The sequence below is a fragment of the Granulicella sp. dw_53 genome (genome assembly GCF_018449545.1).
Taxonomy (GTDB): domain Bacteria; phylum Acidobacteriota; class Terriglobia; order Terriglobales; family Acidobacteriaceae; genus Edaphobacter.
The window spans coordinates 216,660-241,002 of record NZ_JAAVUR010000008.1 but is presented as its reverse complement, the minus strand read 5'-3'; the positions used below and the strand labels follow the sequence as shown (position 1 = coordinate 241,002).

Below are 24,343 nucleotides of genomic sequence, written 5' to 3'. Positions count from 1 at the left end.
CCTTTGTGTTTCCGTTGAAATGTCTTGAGTTGCAGTGCTTAGAATCTGAGACGACCGACGAGGAGCAGAGAGCGTGGGTCTTGCGCGCCGGTGACTGTACCAAATGCAGTGTTAGTAGCGGACAGTGAGGTGTTGAGCCCCGAGAACTGTGGATGGTTGAAGGCATTATGCGCATCGACACGGAGGGTGAAGGCTGCATGTTCCCGGAAGGGAATGTCTCGCATGAGGCTTATATCCCATACATTCTGACCGGGCCCGTAGAAGCTGGCACGCGGGCCAGTGCCCAGGGTGTCAGGAGGGGTGATGGTGAAGGCGGAGGTGTTGAACCACTTTGCTACCGAGCGAGAACCACGAGCAATATTGGGATTGCCTGTCTCGGTTACAAACTGTCCTCCTGAACCGATCTGAAGCTGGTCGGCCTGTGAGACGTTGTACGGGAGACCGACCTGGAACTGAGCCACGGTACTGACCTTCCAGTGTCCGATGGCCTGCGAGACAATCGGCGAGTGAGAAAGGAACCTGCCACCCGACCCCACAGGCAGAGCGTAGACGGCCGAGAGGGAGAAACGCTGGGGAATGCTCAGCTTTGCCGTTCCCCATTGCGCGTGCAGGTTGTAGTAGTTCTGGAGCAGTGGAGTCAGAGTACCGCCATCGACATCGTCCTGTGTACGCGCCCATGTGTAGGCTGCGCGTGTCGAGATACCGTTGCTCCAACGATGGCTCAGTGTGGCAAAGAGAGCCGCATAGGACTGTGCTCCTCCGTTCGTGACGTTAGAGACAGTGAGAAATTGAGGATAGGGACGGAGACTCTGGGCAGTTTTGATATTGAAGCAACAGGTAGAGGAAGGAGCGATCTGGTTAGCTGGAAGCACGACGGGCAGATGTACGCCATGATCTCCCATGTAGTCGAGCTCGGCGATCCAGTTATGACCGAGATCCTGCTGTACACCGACCTGCCACTCCTGGAGATAAGGAAGGACTGCGGTCAACTGCAATTGGACGGGGCTGGAGGTGGGGTTTGTCAGACTCGAGGGAATCAGTGGCTGACCGTTTGGAGCGACGTTGGGAGAGTAAGCAGGGACCCCCTGAGAGAGCTGATAAGCAGGGGTAAAGCTGCCGGTTGGAGTTTGGAATGTGGCGGATACGGTAGAGGCCGAGGTATTGCTCAGCGCGTTGAAGCCGATGCTAGGAAGCTGGTAGATTCCATAGCCTCCGCGCACGACAGTATTGCGAAAGAGATGGTAGTTGAAGCCGACTCTGGGAAGGATGCCGGTGTAGACGTTCGGAGAAAGGCTGTGAGGAGCGCCATTGAAGCCAGCAAACTCAATTCCGCCCGGCTTGCCGGTCGTGGCATCCATCAGGTTGGGATTGAAGCTGTAGTAGTTGTTGTTCTTTTCCGCGGCCGGACCATCGAATTCGTAACGCAGGCCAAGATTGATCGTGAGCCTGGAGGAGATTCTGTAGTCGTCCTGCAGATAGCCGGCAAAGTAATTCAGGTTGTAGTGAAAGACAGTGTTGGTCGTGCTGATGGTGGTCGTCGCAGGCAGACCAAGCAGCAGATCGGCGAAGCCATATCCGCTCTGGCCCGGCACGGCGGTAAAGCCACCGGAGAACGTGTAGCTGCCGGACAGAACACCAGGCTTATAGGAGCTGTAGGCGTAGCGCATATACTCGCCACCGATAGACAGTGTGTGGCGGCCTATCTGCATGACCATCGCGTCATTCAGGATGTAGTGACCGTCTCTAGTCCTGGAGTAGCCGCCTGCGCCAAAGCTGGCGTATTGGTTGGTCTTGATGCTGGGAAACTGGGTTAGAGGCACACCATTCAGGCCAATTGAGCTTGCGTTTGCTGGCAGTGGCGAGGCGAAGTTGACCTCCGAAACATAGCCTACGCGAGCTTCATTGGAGAGGCGAGGCGAGAAGATATGGCTCCATGAGATCTCATCATGGTCGTCCGTCCAGCCGTTATATGTGGAGGTGTTTGCAACGTTGGGGATATCGATGGTGGGCTGATTTCTTGGTCCATCGCGCGCGAACTTTGCCCAAAGGTGATCGTAGTCGGAGGCGTTGTAGTCAACGCGATCAGCGTTATAGAGATAGCTGGTCGCCGAGATGGGATTAGAGCAGTAGTTGAATGGAGAGGTCGGGGTCGGAGTGCAGTTTGCTGCAGGGAAGAACGCTGCTATGTTCTGACCGACCTGGTCGATCCGTGACTTCGGAATGATGTTGCCTGGGAACTGCGTACGCGAGGTCACCTTGCCGGCGGTCATCGTCGTCAGGGGGTCGTAGATAGGGACGGTAGGAGTGCCTACCGGAGATAGTCCGGAGAAGTCCCCGGTCAGCTCCGCTGCGGTAGGCACGGTAGTGGTGAACGGCGCATTGGCGTGGTTGAGTGTGTACTCCCAGTCGGTGAAGAAGTAAAGACGATGCTTGCGGCCATCCAGGAGCTTTGGCAGGATCACGGGGCCTCCGATCGATCCACCGAAGTAGTGGAAGTAAGAAGGCTGAATGATCGTCCCGGGCTTGGTGAAATATCCAAGAGCGTTGAGGCTCTGGGAACTATAGGACTCGAAGGCCGTGCCATGAAATTTTTCTGTACCAGATTTGGTAGTGGTAAGGATGGCACCGCCGCCGCTCTGGCCGTACTGGGCGGAGAAGGGAGCGGTGAGGACCTGGAGTTCTTCTGTGGAGTCGGGTGTGGGGATGAGGCCGTAGGTTCCATCTATACCCATATTGCTAGGCAGACCATCGATGATGATGGGATTGGTACCGGCTCTGCCGCCCCCAAGAGAGAGGTTGTTGACGTTCGAGTAATCTTGGCTGGAACTGGAGGCTCCGGCGAAGGTCTTAGTGATGAGAAACTCGTTCGCTCCCTTTGTCCCGGTGGATTCGGGAAGGTCGATGAGTTCCTGAGTGCTTAGTTCGCCGCCTACCTGGGGATTGTTGGTGTTAAGAGAGCTGGCAACTCCAGAGACGGTCACGATCTCAGAGGTCGCTCCTAACTTTAGCGATCCGTCTACCACGCGCTCCTGGTTGAGCACGATGTTTAGCTCGTCCGTAACATACTGAGCGAAGCCATTTTTTTCAAAGCGTACAGTGTAGCCGCCCGGCTTGAGAAAGGAGATGCGATACGTACCCGACTTGTTGGAGACAGTCTTGTATTCGGTGGTCGTGCCGTTCTCGTGCACCGTCACCGCGACACCTGGAACGACGGCTCCGCTAGGGTCCTTTACCACTCCGCTAATCGAGCCATAGAAGGTCTGGGCCTCGAGTTTGCCACCCAAAGCTAGGAAAGCCAACAAAAAAACGAACCCGCCGAGGACCTGAATAATTTGTTTGCCGCTACTATAGAACCGGCGAGCGACGCCGGATCGCATGCGACTGTCGAGATGGGAGGCAAAGGCGAGGCAATTCATAGAAACTCCAAGATTGGCGTTTAAGTGGAAGCTGCAATACCGGGAAGAAAACCTTGACTGCTCAAAGCGAACAGGCTGGACGATCAAGGTGCGAATGATCAGAAAATAACAAGCAATTGTTAATAAGTGACAAATAGACACACGTAGATGATAAAAAATTACAAGTCTGCTTTCTTTACGTTTCCGTGAAGAGAAAACGACTAGGTAAATATCTGGATTTTCTCCATAAAAAGGAACTTTGGCCAAAGAATAACTATGAGAACGAATTGTAATGAATGAATCAGCTGAGAGTTCCAGACTTAAGTCCATTGTCGAAATGTTAAAAATAAACACATCCGCCTCAATTGCAGAGATTGCAGAGGCATGCCGCGTCTCGCAGATGACTATCCGACGGGATCTGCAAAAGCTAGTCGAAGCCGGTCAAGTGATTCGCATTCCCGGCGGAGCGCGTATCGAGCACTGGCGCGGCGCAGAGCGAAGCTTCTTCGAGCGGTTGCAGAAGATGGCCCATGCCAAGCGGAGCATCGGAACCGCCGCATCGGCGCTAGTGAAAGATGGAGAGTCCGTCGTTCTCGACTCTGGCACAACCACACTCTACGTCGCGAGGGAGCTACGAGCCCGAAAGAACGTAGTCGTCTTTACTTTCTCCCTCTCTGTCCTAGAGGAGCTGACCTCGGCGGAAAATATTCGCGTGGAACTCACCGGCGGGGTCTACCGATCCAGCAGCCATGATCTGATCGGACACGCTGTCGCGAAGAGCCTGACTTCGATCTACGCCGACACCGTGATCTTTGGAGCGGCGGCTGTCTCATTGAGCCGCGGCGTCATGGTTCACGATCCAGACGCACAACACGAGCTCCTACAAGCTGGCAAACGGAAGGTGCTGGTCGTCGATAGCAGCAAGATCGGGACCGAAGCGACCTATCGGCTATGCGGAATAGAGGATTGCGACCTCATTTTGACGGACAAAGGGATCTCAAATGACGATTTGGCACGGCTGCGCCGCATGACAGAGGTTCAGGTCGCCGATCTGAGGTGAATATTAACGCTCCTTGTACAGCACTTCGATAGCCTGAATGAGAAATGTCGTTTCCTGCTCAGACGCTGTCGAACATGCAGTCCTTCGAAGATCAGATCGCAACCGCCGTCGTGGCCCACGGTCTGTTCCCGACCGAGAAGCCTATTTATGTTTCTCGGGCGCCCGGCCGGTTGGATGTGATGGGCGGGAACGTCGACTACACGGGCGGCAACGTATTGCAAGGGCTTTTGCGCGAAGCCATATGGGTTGCGGCACAAGCGCGAACCGACGAAGCGATCCGTATCGTAAACCCCGGTGCTGAACAGTTCGGATGGAACACCGAATTCGAAGCGCAGATGAGCGATCTATGCGACGTCGAGAGTGTGCGAGCCCTCTGTCAGTCGCAACCCGGTTCACTCTGGGTCTGTTATGTACTGGGGGCGCTCTATTTCCTAAAGAACCTTCGCGGCTGCGGTGAAGCAGGTGGTGTTGACTTGTTTCTTGCTTCGGATCTGCCTCCAAATAAGGGAGTCAGTTCCTCGGCGGCCCTGGGAATTGCTACCCTGAAAGCGGCATCAGCCGCATGGGGAGTCACGCTCGAGGGCACTGATTTGGCAACCGCCGGACAATGGGTGGAGAACGTCGTCGTAGGCGCAGCCTGCGGAATCATGGATCAGGCAGCGATCGTGCTGGGGAGGGAAGGTTATCTTCTGCCCATGCTCTGCCAGCCCTGCCAACCGTCTCCTTTGGTGACTCTGCCTGCTGGAGTTCGTATTATAGGGATCGATTCGATGGCTGCACGCTCGACGACCAGCACCGCATACGAGACAGCCAGAGCCGCTGCGTTTATGGGGTACAAGCTAATCTGTCAAAGGGAAGGAATCGAAATTACTCCCGAGCAAGGCGCCGAGATACCGCGATGGACAGAGGAACGATGGCATGGGCATCTCTCGAACCTTGCTCCATCGGAGTTCCGCGCAAGATATGAACGACTATTGCCCAAGTCAATCAAAGGAAGCGAGTTTCTTGCCTCTACCGGAGAACACGTCGACCCCTTCACTAGGGTCGATCCCGAGACGCAATACCCTGTCCGCGCTGCCGTGCGATACGCCACCGAGGAGAATCTTCGCGTGCAGACGGTGCGAACACTTCTTGAAGCCATGGCATTCGGTCGAATGGAGAACGCCTTGCCGTTGCTCGGTGAGATCCTTTGCCAGTCCCATGTGGCCTATAGTGAGTGTGGCTTGGGCAACGAAGCGTGTGATGATCTGGTCAGACGCGTCCTAACGCACGGCCTCGCTGGGGCAAAGATGACCGGCGGCGGCGGCGGCGGGGTGGTTGCCATTGTTTGCCGTTCGGAGGATGAACATTCCGTACGCGCCATCGCCGAAGCATATGGCAAAGAGCGAGGAGCGATGCCCCACATCTTCGAAGGCAGCTCTGACGGCGTCGATGCCTTCGGTGTCCGAGTGCTACAACCCGCTCCTCTTCGGAGAAGACAGTAGTGCTATCGGCGCGGCGTGTTCGCGTCGCCTTAGCAGTTCTGCTTCTGATCGCTGCCAACCTTCTTTGGGCAGGCCAAGGAGTCGCGATCAAAATCCTCGCTGTAAACGACAATCCGCTCGCGATTGCCCTTCTTCCTCTTTACTGCATTACCCTAGTTGGCTTGGGCCTTCTCACCCTGCGCCGTGGCGTCGTCCAGAAGTTTAAAGAAGCGTGGAGATTCAATCGCGAGTTCTTTCTCGCCGGCATCTGCGGTCAACTGATGGCTCAGGTGGGCATGACACTCGGCGTAGACTGGTCTACCGCCTCCAATGGAGCGATCCTCAGCCTGCTCATTCCAGTCTTCGGCGCCTTGATCGCCGTGTGGCTGCTGCGCGAGCGCCTATCATCGCTTCGCATCAGTTCCCTTTCGCTAGGACTGACTGGAGTCTTTATCCTGTCCCCGCTACATGGCTTGTCCATCACGAGAAGCGGGCGCCATGAACTTGCAGGAGACCTCCTGATTATCGCCGGATGTCTCGGTTCAGCCTTCTACAATGTTTATTCCAAACGGCTGCTGAACTCCTTCTCTGGCATCGAGACGCTATTCTTCAGTTATCTGCCGGCGACCGTCTTCAGCCTACCTGTACTCTTTCTGGTCGAGCCCAATTGTCTTGGTAGACTTGCACACCTCACTCTCGTGCAGTGGGGCGCGTTCGGGTATCTTGCAGTATTCTTCTACGGGCTTGCGATGGTGTTCTTCCTAAAAGCTCTAGAGACTGTCGACGTTATCATCGCCTCGGCATCACTCTATTTCACACCACTCGCCGGAGTGGTACTAGCCTTTTGCATATTGAAGGAACGCTTGTCACACCGAACAATTGCTGGTTCAGCGATCGTATTATTCGCCACCTGCATACTGTTCCTCTTTGACGCCTCCAGTAGAACGGAGGTTCTTTAAAAATGAGAAGCTCGTTAACTATTAACAGAACTACCGCAGATGACATTTACAGATTTACAAGGGGAAAAATGACGCAATCTGCCATCAAGTAATGTTCACAATGAACATGTATAGTGCCTGATGTGAATTATTTTCTACGAGAGCAAGCCGGCTTTTTGATCACTACGAACCCGAAACTTCTGGATCGCGACGCGGTATTTGGGTTCCTTGCGCAGACAAAGTGGTGGAGTGATCTCACTCCAGATTCCTTGGATCGGGCACTGCGCAACTCGCTCTGCTTTTCCCTGCTGGAAGAGCATCGGCAGATCGGGATGGCCAGAGTTATCACGGACTACATCACCTATGCTTACCTATGTGATGTCTTCATCGTGGCAGAGCGGAGGCGACAGGGATTAGGATCTTGGATGGTTCGTTGTGTCCTAGAACACCCTGACATCAAGGTTCTTAAGCGAGTAGCTCTCCTAACACATGATGCCCAGACATTCTATCTGGGACTGGACTTTCAATTTGCCGCGCATCCAAATAACTACATGGAACACCTGACAAATAGGCATATTGAGCGAGCAGTGGTATCCGTAGATGTTTAACCTCGTCAACCCAATTGTCAGACTGCGAACGGGGTGCGAATTTTGTTCGATCGTACGGTCTTGAGGATTCATCTCCAATAGGCACCTGTTGGTTAAACGGTCGCTTCCCTAATCGACCTGTGCGCGTTCGAATAAGTTCATTAACTCTGTCAGCTTCCCCGGCGCCACATCGCTAATTGCCACCACGTTAAGCTCATTCGTGTGGAAGGTGACCAGTCGAAATCCCAAATGCTCCTCCATCGGAAAGCCTAGCCCGCTCCCAGCCGTTTTCTCTTCAACAAATACCGAAACGCGATGTTTGCCGATGCTGTAGAGGAGCTGTGCCACCGGGCGGTTGTGCAGATATGCCAGGTTAGCGCCCTCCAACTTCGTATCCTCCGAGAGCCCTTCCGGAAGGTTGAAGCTGAAGGGTATCTTCCCCTGAAACCACGGCTTCACAGTGTGACGATCCGAAGAGAGCACCTGGGGAGGCAGATTCGCCGCCAGCGTGGCGAAGTGTTGATCGCTTACCTCTGTCACCAACGCGGCGCGCTCCACGCCTGCAGCGTGCACTCTGCTATCGTTCCGCCTCACGAAGGTCAACCCAGCGCCTAATACTAGAACCATCGCCGCCATCGCCCATCCCAGCCATTCCGTACGCCGTATCGAAGCCGGACGTTGGACTGCGGGGCGGATCGCCGCTTCGCTTCCTTCGGTAACATGAGACGGCGAATCCTGTACAGCCAGAAGATGTTCCATCCGCTGCCGCATATCGTCAGGCAGCGCATATCTCTGCCCGGCTCTCGCCGTGCCCGTCTTCAGTAACGACTGTTCCAGCGCATGCGAGGTGCAGCCAGGACAGCTGTGTAGATGCTCCGTCACGGAGGCAAGCTCTTCGGCTATAAGCTCTCCGTCGACAAGTGCGTTCCATGTTGCAGATGAAAGATGATCGCTCATGCGTGGAACTCCCTGGTAAACGTGTTACCTTCAAGCGATTTGCGCAGATGAGCCCGTGCGCGTGCAAGGCGTGACATCACCGTGCCGATTGGCACCTCAAGAATCGAGGCGATCTCTTTGTACTTCAACTCTTCCACATCGCATAGCAGAACGATCTCGAGCAGCGGCGGAGGCAACTTTTCCATGGCGCTTTGCAGCGTAGCGCGATCGGCCAGCCGAATCAGATTTAACTCCGGTGTCTCCCGGTCGATCGCAGCCTCCGGATAAGCCCCTGGCCCCAACTTACCGCCTTCGTCTAGTTCCTCTTCCAGTGCAACTGTGCGCCGTGCCGCTAGTCCGCTACGCGATGTCAGATAGGTGTTACGAAGGATCCGAAAGATCCACGCCTTAAAGTTCGAGTCTGCCTCGAAGCCCTCAAATCCACGCAACGACTTGAGGAGCGTCTCTTGCACCAGGTCTTCCGCGTCGGTTGCGTTGCGCGTTAGCCAATATGCAACGTTGTACAACGCAGGGAGCAACGGCAGCGCCAGGTCCTCGAATAGCGAGGACCGTCCGCTTGTCTCTTTGCCCGTATGTCTCCATGGCAGCAACGTCATCGTCTCCGACTCTCTTCTGAAGATGAAAACCAGCCTACCTAAATTTTATTCGCATTGAGACCGAATAAATCCTGTAGTCCCCAGTTTGCATCTGCGGAGGATCTATCCATGAAGAATATTCAAGATCGCAATCGCGCACACGAACCCGCGCCAACCGATGCATTGCCCACAGAATCCACCCCCACCAGCGTCCCTGCGAATGACGGCATCGACCGACGTAACTTCCTCAGTTGCATGGCCTGGGCTGGAACCGGTCTACTCTGGACCGTCGCCGGAGGTGTACCCACATCGAAGCTCTTCGCCGCCAGCGCCGACACCCCAAACAGCAAAGCTTCGTCAGCGTCTTCTTTCAGTTTTGTGCAGATCAGCGACAGCCACATCGGCTTCAACAAGGCCGCGAACCAGGATGTAACCGGAACGTTGAGGTTAGCCATCGACAAGATCAACCACCTTCCCAACACGCCTGACCTTCTGCTACACACCGGTGACGTTACGCAGTCCTCGAAACCCGGCGAGTTCGATACCGCCCAGCAGATCGTAAAGACCGCCCGCGTCGGCGGGACCTTTTATGTGCCGGGCGAACACGACACCGCATCCGACGATGGAGTTCTCTATCGCGAGCGCTTCGGCAAGGGCATCCTAGGCAGCGGCTGGTACAGCTTCAACCACAAGGACGTCCACTTCATCGGACTCAACAATGTGCTGCAGATAGACGCCATGGGCAGGCTCGGACCCGACCAGTTGAGCTGGCTTAAACAAGATCTGGCCGCGCTCTCCGCCTCGACGCCCATTGTCGTCTTTGCTCACATCCCTCTCTGGATGGTCTACCCACAGTGGGGATGGGGTACGCAGGACGGCGCAGAGGCGCTCTCCTCCCTCAAACGCTTCGGCTCCGTCACCGTCCTCAACGGACACATCCACCAGGTCGTGCAGAAGGTCGAAGGCAACGTCGCCTTTCATACCGCAGCCTCGACTGCGTTTCCGCAGCCTGCTCCCGGCGCGGCTCCCAACGCAGGCCCAATGGTAGTTCCGGCAGGAAGACTTCAGAGCGTCCTCGGCGTCACCAAGGTGAACTACATCGCCCGCCACAGCCATCTCGCTATCGTCGACTCCTCGCTGGAGGAAAAGGCATGAGCAGCGCCCGCTCCATGGTCATCGTCTGTACGATCGGTATTGCATCTTCGTTGTTGTTCGCCCGCGCTCACCCCTTCGGTGACGCGGGCCTCTACGCCCAGTCGCATAGCGGCTCCATCCTGCAGCACACCGACATACCGCCAGATGCCCGCGAGACGCTCTTGACCAAGTGCGCGGACTGTCACTCTACCCAGACACGCTCACCACTGTACGGGCGCTTTGCTCCAGTTTCGTGGTTGATGGAGCGTGACATCGTGGAAGCGCGCGAGGCAATGAATCTCTCGCGATGGGATAGCTATTCTGCCGAGGAACAGCAAGCCTTCAAGACAAAGATACTTCTCGAAACAAAATCGCACCACATGCCCTTGCCGCAGTACCGCGTCATCCACTGGAATACCCGCATCACCGAACGCGACATCAACGTCCTCACGCAATGGGCCCGTCAATCTCAGAGTATCTCTGTCTCTCAGGCTGCATCCGTCACAACCGAAGGCGACGCTGCCCGCGGTAAGGACGTCTTCGAACGCCGCTGCACCGGCTGTCACTCACTGGATCAGAATCGCGAAGGGCCTCGTCTGAATGGAGTCTTCGGACGCGTCTCCGGCTCCGTCTCTGATTTCGGCTACTCTACCGTCATCAAACAGGCTCACATCACCTGGAACGAGACCACACTGGAGAAATGGCTCACCGATCCCGACGCTCTCGTACCCGGGAACAACATGGAGTTCCGAGTTGCCAAACCGCAAGAACGCAAAGACCTCGTCCGATTTCTCGAGGTCAGTAATTGAGTCGACGGCTACCGAGTGCGAGAGTGACAGCCGCAAATGCCTCTTTGAACATTAACTCCAGTCTAATTACTGGCCGCAAATTGTTGAAGGTCGCGTACGATAGCGCGCGAGATGTTAACTCCATATCCCGCGTTTATGTACGCCCTAACGCTGCTGGTCTAGAGGAGCGTCTTCGCACGTATAGAGAGACCACTCCACACCCCGACGCGGTTGCGCCCATCCGATTTAGCGGAGTAAAGGGCTTGATCTGCTTGTTCCAGCAATTCTCGGGCATCGGCAGGATCTTCGGGCGTATATACCGTAAGACCTACGCTGAGAGTGACTCGTATCCCTTGTTCTCCAATCTCAGCCGCTGCGATGCCCACTTCGTCTCGAATACGATCAGCTAGTTGTGAGGCTTCATGCAATGTCGTTTCGGGTAACAGAATTGCAAATTCATCTCCGCCGAAACGGCCCGGCAGATCAGTGGAGCGCAGGCAATGGGTGATGCGTCGGGCTACTAAGTGCAACACCTGATCTCCCATGGCGTGACCCGAACCGTCGTTGATCGTCTTGAAATGATCCACATCAATGAGCATGACGGCAAAGTGGGAGTGATAGCGTGATGCGCGCACACACTCACGCTCCAGAGCGGCATCGAAGGCCCGGCGATTTGCAATCTCGGTTAGGGAGTCGGTTACGGCGTGATATTGCAACTGCCGCACAAGCTCAATCTGGGCTGTAATATTCGATACGATCACAGCCCAGCCTAAGTGTTGTGCCCCCCGATTGAGTGGGAAGACACGCAGCTCAAAATGCTGTTCTTCACCGTTCACCAGTAGAGTCAACTCTTTAACACTGTCCGAAGTGCTAAATGTCTTCAAGAAGCCCGAGTGTTCGGGAAATATCTTGGAGAGCTCCAGCCCAAGGCGGGATTCGGACAGCCATGGAAAAAGCGCGTTTGCCGCAGGATTGAAGTCTACCAGGCGCTGCTGCAGATCAATCGCAAGCACTGCATCGCGGATGCTTTTGAACACAAGTGAACGCACCGTCGGAACAAGATGGAACCACTCCAGCCGGAATACGGCGACATACACAAGCGCGACCGTAAGGCATAAGGCCAATGGCGCCAGATCGAGTCCCCAAGGGCTCCAGCCAACGAAATAAATCAGGTAGCCGATAAGCGGCGGTATGCAGGACGAGGCAAAAAAGATCGATTGCAACCGTGCGAGTCCCGATGAAGCGCGGATGCGCGAGAGGCAAAGCACTGTCCCGTAAAAAAGAGAGCCATAAAGAAACGCCAGATTTAGCCACGCAATGGGGCCTCTGTGAACCTCGACCACCCAGAAAGGGCCGCGCTGCACAAGCGTCATCGAGCGGTCATACAGACCATGCATGCCGTTAGTCCATTCAGCGATGGCAACGATCACGGGAATGATCGACAAAAGAACTGCACGGCCTCGCAAGCCAAAGTGCCGACGTACAATCAGAACCCACAGCATCGGGATCCAGGGAATGCCGATGTATTCCACATGGAGCCAGAAGACGGCTCCGGCCAGTGTGGTCTGCGCCATCTCCTGGGCGTATCCGAAGCAGTAAAATGCCTCCGCGCACATCGCCAGGAATAATAAACCTGATTGCGGAGCCTGGCGCCGGCGTGTGAACGTCAGGGCGGCCATCACGAACAGACCAAGAGACACGGCAATGAGAAAGATCTGTAAAAACGTAACGAGCTTCACCGGCATGAAAGAGTGGCCACAAATGACTTGATACATTCCATTATCGGCTCTACACCCGAATTCCCGAAATTTCCAGAGTTACGGTTCAACCGGAGGGGCGTTCCATCGCTTGGACGGGAGATGGAGAACAAGCATTAGATTCTAAAATTCCACATTTGCAGTACCTGCGGTCACGATGGAGCGAATTGCCAGGTGAATCGCACTTCACACCAGTCTTTGTATCGTATCCTGTAAGATTTTTATTCCGCCCTCAAAGTCTCCACAGGATCGACCTTCGCTGCACGCATGGCAGGAAAAGAAGCGGCTGCAGCAAAGACGAGCATTAGTACCATTCCGGCTTCGGCGGCTGTCGCGGCATCAAACGTTCTCACTCCATACAGAAACGAACGAACCGCATAACCCGCTCCCCACGCGCCCGCAATGCCGGGAATGAGCCCAAGCAGCGCCATTGCTCCTGCTTGGCTCATCACCAGTGCGGCTGCCCTGGTTCCTGTCGAACCAAGCGCCATGCGGATTCCGATTTCGCGCCGCCGTAAAGCCACCGAATATGCCAGCACGCCGTAAATTCCCACGGCCGACAGCGCCAGTGCAACGACGCCGAATCCCCCAACCAACCGTAAAGCAAGCCGCCTCTGGCCCAGCGAATGCGTGATAGCGTCATCCATAGGCTGCAGACTCATCTCGACCATCGTTGGTGCTTCCTGGGTGACGGCAGCGCGGATCTCCGTTGCTAACGTTTCCGACGCCAGAGGGGATCGTATCGCATACTGCGCCGTCATACTAAACACCATGCCCAAAAGCGAACCTTTGGGCAGTTGCAGATATTCGAGATAGATCATCGGCTGATACGGAGCTCCAAGATCACTTCCCTGAACTTCGTCCTCAACTACGCCGACGACGGTCATGGGCTGAACGAAGGGAAGGTCTGCATCAGTCTCGCCTGGATTGCGATGGAACCGCAGGCTTGCACCGATAGCTTCCCGCCCTTCGAGATACTTCTTCAGGAAGGCTTCGTTGACCAGCGCCACCATCGCAGAGCTGGCCTCATCGCCTGCTACAAAGTTGCGCCCCTTCAGGAGGCGCATTCTGCTCGTTTGCACAAAGTTCGTGCTGACCAGGCTGTAAAAGGCGGAGTCTCCCTGTTGAAACGCGCGCCCGGAGACCTCTGTATCTCCGTTCAGGGTCATGTTGTAGCTCGAGAACGGAACCGCAGTTTGCATCGTCACCGATTGCACACCTGGGAGTGTCTCGAATCGACGCAGCAGACGCGCTTCGATCTCGCGTGAGAGCTCAGGATCCTGATTCTGTAGTTCGGGCATGAGGACCAGTGTCGTCACGCCGCGGGGATCGAATCCAAGCTTCACATTTTGAAGCGATTTAAGAGTGCGAACAAACAGACCGCTGATCACCAGAAGGATGCACGTAAGCGCCACCTGAAGCGCCACCAAGGCTCCAGGAAGACGCGATCTCCGTGTAACGCTCTTGGTGTTGAACTGCGATGTTGTTCGTCGGCGAATATTCAACAGAGGCGCGATCGATGCGACAATTCCTACGAACACGGCAAGTACGCCAGTACAGCCCAAAACGACTAGACGAACGGACAACTCATCAAATCGTGGGAACTCCTGCCCATAGGCGTGCCGCACAATCCCAACCGCCGCAAAAGACAACATCCCTCCGAGCACCGCCCCGAGCAGCGAGACCAGAATACTTTCCGAGATCAATTGCTGGAGCAGTCGTCCGAAACTGGCGCCCAGCGCCGAGCGAGTCACGATCTCCGGCATGCGACTGGCTGCGCGTCCGATCTGCAGGTTCGCCGCGTTGGCGCATGCGATCAACAGCAGCACGCCGACACCACCAAGCAGTGCGAACAGGGGCTTCTGCATGTCGCCAACGATCAAATTCTGGTACGAACGCATCGACAATCGCCTGTACCGCTCCGCGTATCTCCTGTCGCCATGAGCAAAGACGCTCTGGGCATCCGCCAGTGCCTGCTGTGCGGAGACACCGGGCTTTAGGCGCGCGATTGTAAGAGCCGACTCGATCTTGAAATCGTCCTCGCCCGAGGCGTTCAATGAAACCGGTAGATAAACCATCGGCCCACCCGTTCCCTGAGGAACATGAACTTCCGCCGGCAGCACACCAATCACCGTGCGGAGTTGGCCTGAGACCTTGATCGTCGAACCAACTGCCTTGGGGTCTGCGTGAAGCCGTTCACGCCAGAACTCGTCGCTGACAACGACCACCGCCGCCTTATCGTCGCCAGGGCCGATCGGCCGTCCGAGCCTCGTCTGAACACCGAGCATGGGGAAGAACTCCGGCGTCACTTCCGTCAGCACCGTGATGCGCGTACCGTCCGATGCGCTCACGGGCCGCGCCATAAAGTTGTATCCGCTCACGTTGGTGAAGGAGTGGGTGTTGCGCCGTAGCTCGTCGATCGCCTTATACGACAGTGCGTGAGCCGACGCGGAGGTTCCGTCCGGCCCGTCTTCGCTATAGACCTGAACTAGTTGCTCGGGATGCGGCAGAGCCACAGGCCGCATCAGAATCGACTCGACGACGGCCATCATGGTGGTCGCGGCCCCCAGTCCCAGTACGAGCGTGCACACAAGGGTAGCGGTGTACGCCGGGGATCCCCTTAGGCTTCGCACCGCATACCGGACATCCTGCAGCATGCGCTCCAACCAAAGCCGGCCCCAGATCTCGCGGGATTCCTCTGCGGCAAGCAACACATTGCCAAACTTCTTTCGTGCGGCTCGTTTTGCTTCCTCAGGCGACATCCCTGCTTCAAGGTTCTCCCGCGTTTCGACTTCGATGTGCGTCTCGAATTCCTGCAGTAATTGATTCCTGCGGTTGTTCCAGCCAAACATGATCGAGTCCTCCCACTATGGATTTTCTTCGGCTACCGGCGCCAGAATGCGCGCAATCGCATCTGAGAGCCGCTGCCACTCGGAAGCTTCCGTGAAGAGTTGTTTGCGACCCTTCGCCGTTAAGCGATAGAACCTGGCCTTGCGGTTGTTCTCAGAGATCCCGTCTTCGGCGATGATCAAACCAAGTTTGAGCAGGCGCTGCAGTGCCGGGTAGAGAGAGCCATGGCCCACCTGCAACACTTCGTCAGAGCGCCGCTCGATGGAACGCGCAATTGCGTGGCCATGAGCGCGGCCAAGGGCAACGGTCTGGAGGATCAGCAGATCCAAAGTGCCCTGCATCAGTTCCAGTTGATTCGCATCTCTAGTCGACATTCGACCCAAGATAAGACGACTCCGGTCGAATGTCAAGGGGAGATTTGATGAGCTTTTAGCGAAACGGTGGACGGAATATACGGTTTTATTCACATGAAATCGAATATGACGTTTAGTCGTTTATTGGCCACTTGCAAGAGTTCCGGAACTGCCCGAGATGCATCAAAACCATCGACATCGGGCAGTATCCGTCAACACTCTCCGTGTTCTTAGCACGCAAACTGACACGGAAGAGAACTATCGCTTCAAGGAGCTCCATGTTTCGCAATCTTTTTTTCAGTCGTTCGCATCTTCCCAGACTCTTGCCTTTCGCAGTGGTTGGTGTCCTGTTACTCAGTTCGCTCCACGCCTTGGCGCAGTCCGGACAATTAAGCGGAACAATTAAAGATCTTGATCAATCGGTCGTACCCAACGCCCAGGTCGTGCTGTCGAACACACAAACCTCTTCTCCACTGCAAATGGTTACCAACCAGGATGGCCAGTACACGTTTGCTTCTGTGCCTGCCGGCACCTATAGGTTGGAGGCACGCAAGCCCGGTTTTACCACCTTTGCCATCCCGTCCTTCACCATCCTCCCAGGACAGAACGCACTACAAGATATTTCATTCGCCGTTGCGGGCACAGACAGTTCTATAACCGTTACAGCCGGACTTGCAGGTACGCCGGCGACCGGTTACTACGTAAACAACGTCGATCAAGGTGTCTTAGGAAACTCTCCTATCGTAAATCAGCCGTACACGATCACTGTCTTGCCGGCTGAACAGATCACAAATACTCAGGTAAAAAGCCTGCGCGACGCCATTATGTTCCTACCTCTGGTGTCCTTTACCGAACAGCAGGGATCAGAGATCTTACGCCCCTCCACACGCGGTATTCAGGGAAGCATCGCACAGAACACACGCATGGACGGTATGGCAATCGCCATCACGGGCGCGAATGCCATGGAACAATACCAGGAACTCCAAGTCGAAAATGGCCTTGGAGCGGCAATGTATGGGCCTGCCAATCCCTCCGGCATGTTCGACTTTGTCCTCAAGCGCCCAACGGAAGAGCGCACGACTAACCTCTATCTTGAGCAGGACAGCAAATCCATCGGAACTGTTTATGGTGACGCCGGCGGCCGCATCGGCCCACACAAGGTGTTCGGGTATCGGACGAATCTTCTCTTCGGAGATGGAACAGCATTTGTAGAACAGAGTCGACTGCGACGCAGATTGGCCGAATTCGCCTTCGATTTAAGGCCTACAGCGCATACGACTATCGACTCCCATTACAGCGCCTATGACATCGTCCAGCGCGGCTATCCCGGGTGGTTCAGCTATGGTCCTGACCCCACCGATACGACCTCAACGAAGCAGAGGCCAAGCCGAACGCTACTCTTGCCCGTCGCGCCCGATCCGACGAGACTAGGCTTTGGCCAACCCTATGCCGGCGTCAATCTCACCACACAAAGCACGAGTGCTCGCATCCTGCATGACTTTTCGCCCAACTGGCACGCGATGGCTGGGGGTCTTGCACAGCGTCTGGATCGCTTTATGGATACACCTGTCAACACCATCACGAACAACACAGGTACTTACGTAAGTTCGCTTGCAACCGGATTCGCCCCGCGCTTCGGAATCGAGAGCGACCTTGGCTATATCACCGGCACAATCTCTCGCTGGGGAATCAAACAAGATGTCGTCCTTGCTAGCGAGGGTTATAGGTTCAATCAGTACGCCTATTCAACACCGCCTGCCGCCAGTGTTCTGCTTGGAACCGCGTCAGTCGACAACCCGGTTGTGTTCGCACCACCCGCTGCCGGACTTCCCCAGAACCGCGGCCTATATCAGGCTACTGTCGTTAACCAACAAGGATTCAACCTGGGGGATCTGATTTACTTTCCCAAGGGTTTCGCCGTACGTCTAGCCGCGAGTCAAGACTTCATCGGTGTCGATAACAACTCGGCAACTGCCAGACTCAGCGGATCAAACAAGCAAGGCATCAGCCCCTCAGCCAGTGTCATGTTCAAGCCGCGTAACTGGATGACAGCCTATGCCACCTACGCCAGTAGCCTTCAACAGGGAGATATAGCTCCCGGAGGTGCCAACCTGGTGAATGCTAATCAGGCCCTCGCTCCCTATCGCAGCAAGGAATGGGAGTTAGGATTCAAGACTGCATCGAAGACGATGAACATTACGACTGCCCTATTCCGTTTGGAGCGGCCCTTCGCAAATACGATCGCACTGAATGCGACCGAGAATATATTTGCGATCACGGGACAACAGGTAAACTTCGGAGCCGAGATCTCTGCCCAGGGCACTCTCTTTCACCGTCTCCTGATAGATGGAGGCTTCACAGCTCTCAATGCTCGACTGAACGATACCGGAATCGCAGCAACGAACGGAAAACGATTCGTCGGCATCCCAAGCTATAGATCCAACCTCTACAGCGAATATCGGCTTCCTGGGGTTGCCAATCTGAGCGTAACCGGCGATTGGCAGTTCGTGGGACGACGTCCCCAAGATGATGAAAATCTTCACTCAACAAGTGGATATAACGTCTACGATCTCGGGTTTCGCTATTCCCATATGATCTTCACCAAACTGGCAACTTTGCGTTTTACCGGCAACAACATCGGGAACGTTCACTACTATTCAACGATTGCGGCTGGCGACATCACAGGAACAAATGCGAGTAGCAACACTGCCCATTTTGGCGCTCCACGGACGATCTCAACGTCGCTGCAGTTTGCCTTCTAAACTAGTAGTTTGAATACCTGCAGAGTCGCTGCCGCGAATTCGATCAAGTCGGCAGCGATCAAATAATCAATCATATGTACCAACTTGCCCTGAAGCGCTTCAAAGCTGAAGGCTAGCAAACGTGCCTCATCAAGGCACGTTTTGCGACACCCTCATTCCATCCGCAGCGCTTCTAGCGGCTCGATAGCCGAAGCCCGCCGCGCAGGAAAGTAACTCGCCAGCACCGCCGCCGCCACCATTGCACAGCAAGCCGTAGCAAGCGCCATCGCTGTGCTCCACGACGAGGCCGAGGCTCCCGCGCCGGCAGTGTACATGCTGCTGTCCAGCAGCGAGCGCAGAAGTCGAGGCAGCAGAAGGCTAGCTCCCGTGCCCACCACCAACCCCACCATCGTAAGAAACAATCCACGCTGCAGCACAAAGCCCAGAATCCTTGCTCGCGTGGCCCCAAGTGCAATCCGTACGCCGATCTCGCGCGTGCGCTCCGACACCTGGTAGCTCAGCAAGCCGAACAACCCAATCACCGTCAGAACCAGTGCAAACCCCGCAAACGCCGTCACCAGCGATGAGAAGAACTTCGGCCGCGCTAGCGAACGGTCGATGATTGCCTGCATCGTGGTATAGCGCGAGATCGGAATCCCCGCATCCGCCTCGCGAATCGCTGCCTCAACACCCGCTGCCATATCGACATCCGCCGCGCTGCGAATTGCAAAGCTCGTGCGAAACCATCCATTCAACGCCTTCATCGTCTTGTCAGGCTGTTGTTGAAACGCCTCGTAGATCAGCAACGCCGGAGGCTCTGCCAGCGAATGTGTACGCGCATTGCCTACCACGCCCACCACCACTGGCGGCCCCGTCACCTTGTCGCGCAGAGAGTCAATGTGCTCACCAATTGCGGACTTTCCCGGCCACAGTTTCTTGGCGAATGCCTCGCTCACCACTACCGCCGTTGGCCCCCCCGCCTTGTCTGTGTCAGCAATATCCCGCCCTGCCAGCAGCGGTGTGCCCACGGCGGCAAAATATCCCGGCGTTACCAGACGAAGCTCCACAATGTACAACTGCTCATTTTTTCCGGTTGGAGGGATCGCGATATTCAACCCACGGTCCAGGAGAAGCCCGTTGATCGCGGCGACATGCTTCACCCCTGGCTCACGCGCCAGCCTTCCCAGTACCTTGTCGATGAACTGCGTCGTCTCGAGCGTCGAAGCATAGCCTGACCCCTTAAGATTAACCTGCGCGACCGTTAGATGCTCCGGCTGCACCCCCGAAGGCGTAGCACGCAGCCGCAAAAACACCGCAAGCAGCAACGAAGCAGCCGAGAGCAGCACCACTGCAATCGCCGTCTGAGAGACAAGCAACACTTTACTCATACGGCCATCCGCTGCCGAAGCTCCCACACTATGCCCCGCCTTCAGATTGGAGGCCGTATTCCGCCGCAGCACCATCCACGACGGAGCCAACCCGCACATCAGCGTTACCGCGAAGACCAGTAGCGGCGTCAGCCACACAGTCGCGATCATACTCAGACCCGCACGCAAGATCGGAACCGGAGATCTTGCCAACAACATGTGCAACATCGGCATCGACGCCACAATTCCCAGCATCGAGCCACACATCGCCAGCAGAAAACTCTCCGCCAACAGCAGTCGCACCACCGCACCCCGTGACGCTCCCAGCGCACTGCGCAGAGCCATCTCCCTCTGTCTGCGACTGGCCCTCGCCACATTCAATCCAGCAAGATTAAGACAAGCCACCAACAGCACAGCTATCACCGCGGCCGTCAACGTAACGATGCTCGAGCGAACATTGCTCACCATTACCTCGCGCAGTGGCCACACCCTAAGTTCAGGGATCGTCTGCTTCGGGCCGACCCATTGCGCCAGATAGGGCATCGCCTTGTACAGCGGTTTGACAAGTGCAGACACGTCCTCCTGCGCCTGCGCTATCGTTACACCATCTCGCAGCCGTGCAATCATGTTGTAGTTCTTGCCTGGGTATCCCGCATTCTTCTCGTCCAGCTTCAGCGGCTGCCACACATCGGCTACCGCACTCAGCGAGCGTGGATCGTCGCTGCCGAACGCCATACTCTCCGGCATCACGCCCGCAACTACGAAACTCTCGCCGTTCAGATGAACCACGCGATCGACCACGCCGCGATCACCTGCAAACATCCTCTGCCACAATCCATAGCTCAGGATGATTGCCTTCGGTCCGGTCGCTCGATCTTCATCGACCGTAAAGTTCCGCCCTATTACCGGAGCTATGCCAAGCGTCGGAAAGAAGTTGTGATCGACCGCTTGCACTGCCACCTGCACTGCTCCTGACGCGTTGTCGTTTCCTACCGCGAGGTTTGCGCCCGAGGTCGTATCGACATATACCCCAGTCGTTGCAAACGATCGCGCATGTTCGATTACAAAATTCGCCGTAGCTCCCGTCTGCTCATTGTTCGCAGGCTGGCCTGGTTGCGCATACGCCACTCCGACGAGTCGATCCTGTAGCGGATAGGGCAACGGAGCCAGCAGCACCGTGCGCACGAGGCTCATCATCGTAATCGCCGCACCAATCGCAAGGGTCAGTGTTACCAACGCCGTCAACGTGTATACCGGCGAGCGCCTTAATTGTCTTAGCGCAAAGCGCATGTCGCGCACAACATCATCCACAAGCCGCACACCGCGTCCCTCCCGAACCTGCTGCCTCACCTGCTCCAGGCCGCCAAGAGATAAACGGGCAAGACGGATCGCCTCAGCATCAGGCATACCCGCACTACGATTCTTTTCCACCTGGCGCTCCAAGTGATAAGCCAGTTCCTCGTCCAACTCGCCATCAAATCTCTTGCGGCCCAGCAATACCCGCAGCCGGTAAAACAGATCATTACCCATGAGGCCACTCCCTAAACCGTGCCGAGAATCTCGTTCACCGCGCCAGTAAGTCGGTTCCAGTCACTCGTCTCCAGCGCAAGCTGTTTGCTTCCCTTCCCCGTCAGTTCGTAGAACTTCGCCCTGCGGCTATTCTCGCTGATCGCCCAATTTGCCTTGATCCACCCGCGTCGCTCCAGACGGTGCAACGCCGGATACAGCGACCCCTGCTGAACCTGGATCGCATCCCGCGACATCTGCTGCAGGCGCTCGGAGATTCCCCATCCATGCATCGGCTGGAGCTCAAGCGTCTTAAGTATCAGAAGGTCTAGCGTTCCCTGCGGCAACTCCAACCTCTTTTCGCCCATCACACACGTCTCCCCTTTCACTTCGACAACAGAAACCTAACAGAATGTACTGTCGAAGTGCAAGGGGAAAGAAATTAGAGTAGTGCCATTTTTTATTTATCCGTAGAACATTAGGGCAGGAGACCCATCGGATTCTCCAGAGGAAAAGCGAGGGCGCAATCCATTCATAAAAAATAGTTCTTGATCGGATAGTCGGAACACGATATAGTCGGTTTTCGACTAGAGACCCTATCATGAAGAAGGAACATAAAACGCCGCCACCGCTTTCTAGCGCAGCCCTTTACATTCTTCTCGCTCTTGCCAATGAAGACCTGCATGGTTACGGCATCATTCAAGAGATCTCACGCCAGTCCGAGGGAGGCTATCGAATCGGCCCCGGCACCCTATACGACAACCTAAAGAAACTCGTCGATCAGAAATTCGTGGTCGATGCCCCCCGCTCCAGTCGAACCCAAGGTGACGACCGCCGATTCTACCGCCTCACTGCGACAGGGAAAGCCGCGCTCTCCTCTGAGGTTGACCGCCTGCAGAGCATCGTTTTAGAAGCGCAACTTCGTCTTCGTGAGAGGAAGCCACGCAACGCATGAGATCATTCCTTCGTCTCGCTTATCGCGCTATTCTTCAACTGCATCCGTACGCCTTCCGCGCCGAGTTCAGCGAGGAGATGCTTTGGATCTTCGATCAACAACTGCGAGACAAAAAATCCCGCGACAGCACATCTGCACACCTGCTGTTTGACGGCGTCCGCTCCCTCGTCACTCAGCATGCAAAGCCCCGCATCCAGCACACCGAGACCGTGAACCGATACTACTGTGAGATCGACTCATCTCTTCCTGCATTTCGTTTCACTCAGGCTGGGATGATTGTTCTCTCCTGCCTCTGTTGTCTTTTTAGCATCGGCCTCTTTGTGAGCATGATGATTCCGAAACTAACCGTGCTTGATGCCGCAAGACAAAAAGACTGGCTCCTTACACGAGTCAAAATCTTCTCATCTTTACCCACGCCAGCTCCACAGAGATCCACCGCTAACCTACGCGCAGGAGTCAACCGATGAATGATCGCAAGTTACGAACGATAAGTGTCGCCGCATCTCTTCTCTGCATAGCGGCAACTCTTTGCGCCCAGGACATAACCGGCAACTGGCAGGGCACAATTGACTCTGGTTCAAAACTCCGCGTTATCCTTCAGATTGAAAAGACCGCCGACGGCACGTTCAAAGGAATGGCCTATAGCATCGACCAATCGCCCAATCCCACTCCAGTCACTACTATCTCCTTCACCAACCCGACATTGAAGTTCACGGTGGATTCCCTCCACGCGTCTTACGAGGGCACCCTCAGTCCCGACGGAAAAACTATAACCGGCACTCTCATCCAGGGCAAGGCCAACCTCCTCGCCTTCGAACGTGCCACAAAAGAGACCGCATGGAAAATTGACCCATCGCCTCATACCAAGCAGATGATCCCTGTAGAGAAGGACGTCATGCTTGAAGTACTCGACTGGGGAGGAACTGGTCGGCCGCTTGTACTTCTCACTGGCCTCGGCGACAACGCGCACGTCTTCGACAACTTCGCGCCGAAACTCGCGGCAACTTATCACGTCTACGGAATCACCCGACGCGGTTTCGGAGTCTCCAGCGCCCCTTCATTCACAACAACCAACTACACCGCCGCCCGCCTCGGCACCGACGTCCTCGCCGTCATCGACGCGCTCCACCTTAGCCGCCCAGTGGTCGCGGGGCACTCTGTCGCCGGGGAAGAGCTCAGCTACATCGGCAGCCAACATCCGGAGAAAGTAGCTGGCCTCATCTACCTCGATGCGGGCTACCCCTACGCGATGTATGACAAAGCCAACGGCAACTTCCTGATCGACGCCATCGATCTGCGCGAGCAACTCAACCAGATCCTTCCTGGCAGACCTCCCGCCGAAGACCAAAAGAAGCTGCTCGACGAATTCATATCCAACCTTCAGCTCGTCGAAAATGAGGCAATTCGGCAACGGCAGGATTTGGAGCACATGCCACCTCCGCCTCCCGGACCCCACCCCGCAGCACCGCCGGTTGCGGTCGCCATCATGACCGGCCAACAGCGCTTCACTACCATCAGCGCTCCTGCACTTGTCATCTTCGCCTCTCCCCACGATCTCGGACAGACGATGAAGGACAAGCCAGAGATACGCGCTGCCATGGAAGCCAACGACAAGCGCAACGTCGATCTCCAGGCCAATGCCTTCAAGACCCAAGCCCCCTCAGCCCACGTTGTCCGCATACCCAATGCGAACCACTATCTATTTCGTTCCAATGAGGCCGATGTCCTCCGCGAAATAAACGCCTTTATCAGCACACTGCCTGCAGCGAATTAATACCAGGAGCTATGAAGCGGTTGCTGATGAGCGGACGTAACGTGTAACTGGTAGGCATGGCCAGACTGAATCAATCGGAAGGTTAGTATCCCGGCAAAAGCAGATCGAAAAGGCAGAAGGACTTTGCCGCGAATAAATTATCT

General features: G+C 55.7%; 18 protein-coding genes. 10 read left to right on the top strand and 8 right to left on the bottom strand.

Annotated features, from left to right (window positions below; all coding sequences use genetic code 11):
* Positions 1 to 38 precede the first annotated feature (38 nt).
* A complete protein-coding gene (locus tag HB393_RS14540) occupies positions 39 to 3,416 on the bottom strand; it encodes a TonB-dependent receptor (RefSeq protein ID WP_255551126.1) in 3,378 nt (1,125 codons plus the stop codon).
* Positions 3,417 to 3,687: 271 nt separating this feature from the next.
* On the opposite strand from HB393_RS14540, the gene HB393_RS14535 reads away from it, so the two are divergent.
* From HB393_RS14535 to HB393_RS14520, 4 genes are all read left to right on the top strand, one after another.
* A complete protein-coding gene (locus tag HB393_RS14535; protein ID WP_213805898.1) occupies positions 3,688 to 4,455 on the top strand; it encodes a DeoR/GlpR family DNA-binding transcription regulator in 768 nt (255 codons plus the stop codon).
* 44 nt (positions 4,456 to 4,499) lie between these two features.
* Positions 4,500 to 5,939 carry a galactokinase family protein gene (locus HB393_RS14530; protein WP_255551125.1) on the top strand — a complete coding sequence of 480 codons (1,440 nt, stop codon included), beginning with the start codon at positions 4,500 to 4,502 and terminating at the stop codon, positions 5,937 to 5,939.
* A complete protein-coding gene (locus HB393_RS14525; RefSeq protein WP_345945207.1) occupies positions 5,939 to 6,877 on the top strand; it encodes a DMT family transporter in 939 nt (312 codons plus the stop codon). Before HB393_RS14530 ends, HB393_RS14525 begins: the two co-directional genes overlap by 1 nt.
* A gap of 113 nt (positions 6,878 to 6,990) precedes the next feature.
* Positions 6,991 to 7,464, top strand: coding sequence for a GNAT family N-acetyltransferase (locus tag HB393_RS14520; RefSeq protein ID WP_213805897.1), 474 nt, complete (start codon positions 6,991 to 6,993; stop codon positions 7,462 to 7,464).
* Between the two features lie 108 nt (positions 7,465 to 7,572).
* Here the strand turns inward: HB393_RS14520 and HB393_RS14515 are convergent, their stop codons facing one another.
* Together HB393_RS14515 and HB393_RS14510 are read right to left on the bottom strand one after the other, a co-directional pair.
* Positions 7,573 to 8,400, bottom strand: a complete 828-nt coding sequence (locus HB393_RS14515; RefSeq protein ID WP_213805896.1) for a hypothetical protein — start codon at positions 8,398 to 8,400, stop codon at positions 7,573 to 7,575.
* On the bottom strand, positions 8,397 to 8,996 hold the full coding sequence (locus HB393_RS14510; protein WP_213805895.1) for a sigma-70 family RNA polymerase sigma factor: 600 nt from the start codon (positions 8,994 to 8,996) through the stop codon (positions 8,397 to 8,399). The genes HB393_RS14515 and HB393_RS14510 overlap by 4 nt, the downstream gene beginning before the upstream one ends.
* A 108-nt stretch (positions 8,997 to 9,104) precedes the next feature.
* Here HB393_RS14510 and HB393_RS14505 point away from each other — a divergent pair, with 108 nt between their 5' ends.
* Together HB393_RS14505 and HB393_RS14500 are read left to right on the top strand one after the other, a co-directional pair.
* Positions 9,105 to 10,130, top strand: a complete 1,026-nt coding sequence (locus tag HB393_RS14505; protein ID WP_213805894.1) for a metallophosphoesterase — start codon at positions 9,105 to 9,107, stop codon at positions 10,128 to 10,130.
* Complete coding sequence (locus HB393_RS14500; RefSeq protein ID WP_213805893.1) at positions 10,127 to 10,918, top strand: heme-binding domain-containing protein; 792 nt, start codon at positions 10,127 to 10,129, stop codon at positions 10,916 to 10,918. Before HB393_RS14505 ends, HB393_RS14500 begins: the two co-directional genes overlap by 4 nt.
* A gap of 158 nt (positions 10,919 to 11,076) precedes the next feature.
* On the opposite strand, the gene HB393_RS14495 is transcribed toward HB393_RS14500, so the two are convergent.
* The 3 genes from HB393_RS14495 to HB393_RS14485 all read right to left on the bottom strand — a co-directional run bounded on the left by HB393_RS14495 (position 11,077) and on the right by HB393_RS14485 (position 15,833).
* Positions 11,077 to 12,672, bottom strand: coding sequence for a diguanylate cyclase (locus HB393_RS14495; protein ID WP_213805892.1), 1,596 nt, complete (start codon positions 12,670 to 12,672; stop codon positions 11,077 to 11,079).
* A 203-nt stretch (positions 12,673 to 12,875) separates the two neighbouring features.
* On the bottom strand, positions 12,876 to 15,506 hold the full coding sequence (locus HB393_RS14490) for an ADOP family duplicated permease (protein ID WP_213805891.1): 2,631 nt from the start codon (positions 15,504 to 15,506) through the stop codon (positions 12,876 to 12,878).
* A 15-nt stretch (positions 15,507 to 15,521) separates the two neighbouring features.
* Complete coding sequence (locus tag HB393_RS14485) at positions 15,522 to 15,833, bottom strand: PadR family transcriptional regulator (RefSeq protein WP_345945206.1); 312 nt, start codon at positions 15,831 to 15,833, stop codon at positions 15,522 to 15,524.
* 302 nt (positions 15,834 to 16,135) lie between these two features.
* Here HB393_RS14485 and HB393_RS14480 point away from each other — a divergent pair, with 302 nt between their 5' ends.
* Positions 16,136 to 18,619: a TonB-dependent receptor gene (locus tag HB393_RS14480; RefSeq protein WP_213805889.1), complete on the top strand. Its 2,484-nt coding sequence runs from the start codon at positions 16,136 to 16,138 to the stop codon at positions 18,617 to 18,619.
* 152 nt (positions 18,620 to 18,771) lie between these two features.
* Here the strand turns inward: HB393_RS14480 and HB393_RS14475 are convergent, their stop codons facing one another.
* Both HB393_RS14475 and HB393_RS14470 read right to left on the bottom strand, forming a co-directional pair.
* Positions 18,772 to 21,495 carry an ADOP family duplicated permease gene (locus tag HB393_RS14475; protein WP_213805888.1) on the bottom strand — a complete coding sequence of 908 codons (2,724 nt, stop codon included), beginning with the start codon at positions 21,493 to 21,495 and terminating at the stop codon, positions 18,772 to 18,774.
* 11 nt (positions 21,496 to 21,506) lie between these two features.
* On the bottom strand, positions 21,507 to 21,839 hold the full coding sequence (locus HB393_RS14470) for a PadR family transcriptional regulator (protein ID WP_213805887.1): 333 nt from the start codon (positions 21,837 to 21,839) through the stop codon (positions 21,507 to 21,509).
* Positions 21,840 to 22,072: 233 nt separating this feature from the next.
* Here HB393_RS14470 and HB393_RS14465 point away from each other — a divergent pair, with 233 nt between their 5' ends.
* The 3 genes from HB393_RS14465 to HB393_RS14455 are packed head-to-tail and all read left to right on the top strand — an operon-like array spanning position 22,073 to position 24,200.
* A complete protein-coding gene (locus HB393_RS14465) occupies positions 22,073 to 22,426 on the top strand; it encodes a PadR family transcriptional regulator (protein WP_213805886.1) in 354 nt (117 codons plus the stop codon).
* The gene (locus HB393_RS14460; protein ID WP_213805885.1) at positions 22,423 to 22,893 is read left to right on the top strand and encodes a hypothetical protein; all 471 of its coding nucleotides are present in this window, start codon (positions 22,423 to 22,425) and stop codon (positions 22,891 to 22,893) included. The genes HB393_RS14465 and HB393_RS14460 overlap by 4 nt, the downstream gene beginning before the upstream one ends.
* Positions 22,890 to 24,200: an alpha/beta hydrolase gene (locus HB393_RS14455; protein ID WP_255551123.1), complete on the top strand. Its 1,311-nt coding sequence runs from the start codon at positions 22,890 to 22,892 to the stop codon at positions 24,198 to 24,200. The genes HB393_RS14460 and HB393_RS14455 overlap by 4 nt, the downstream gene beginning before the upstream one ends.
* Positions 24,201 to 24,343: the final 143 nt, after the last annotated feature.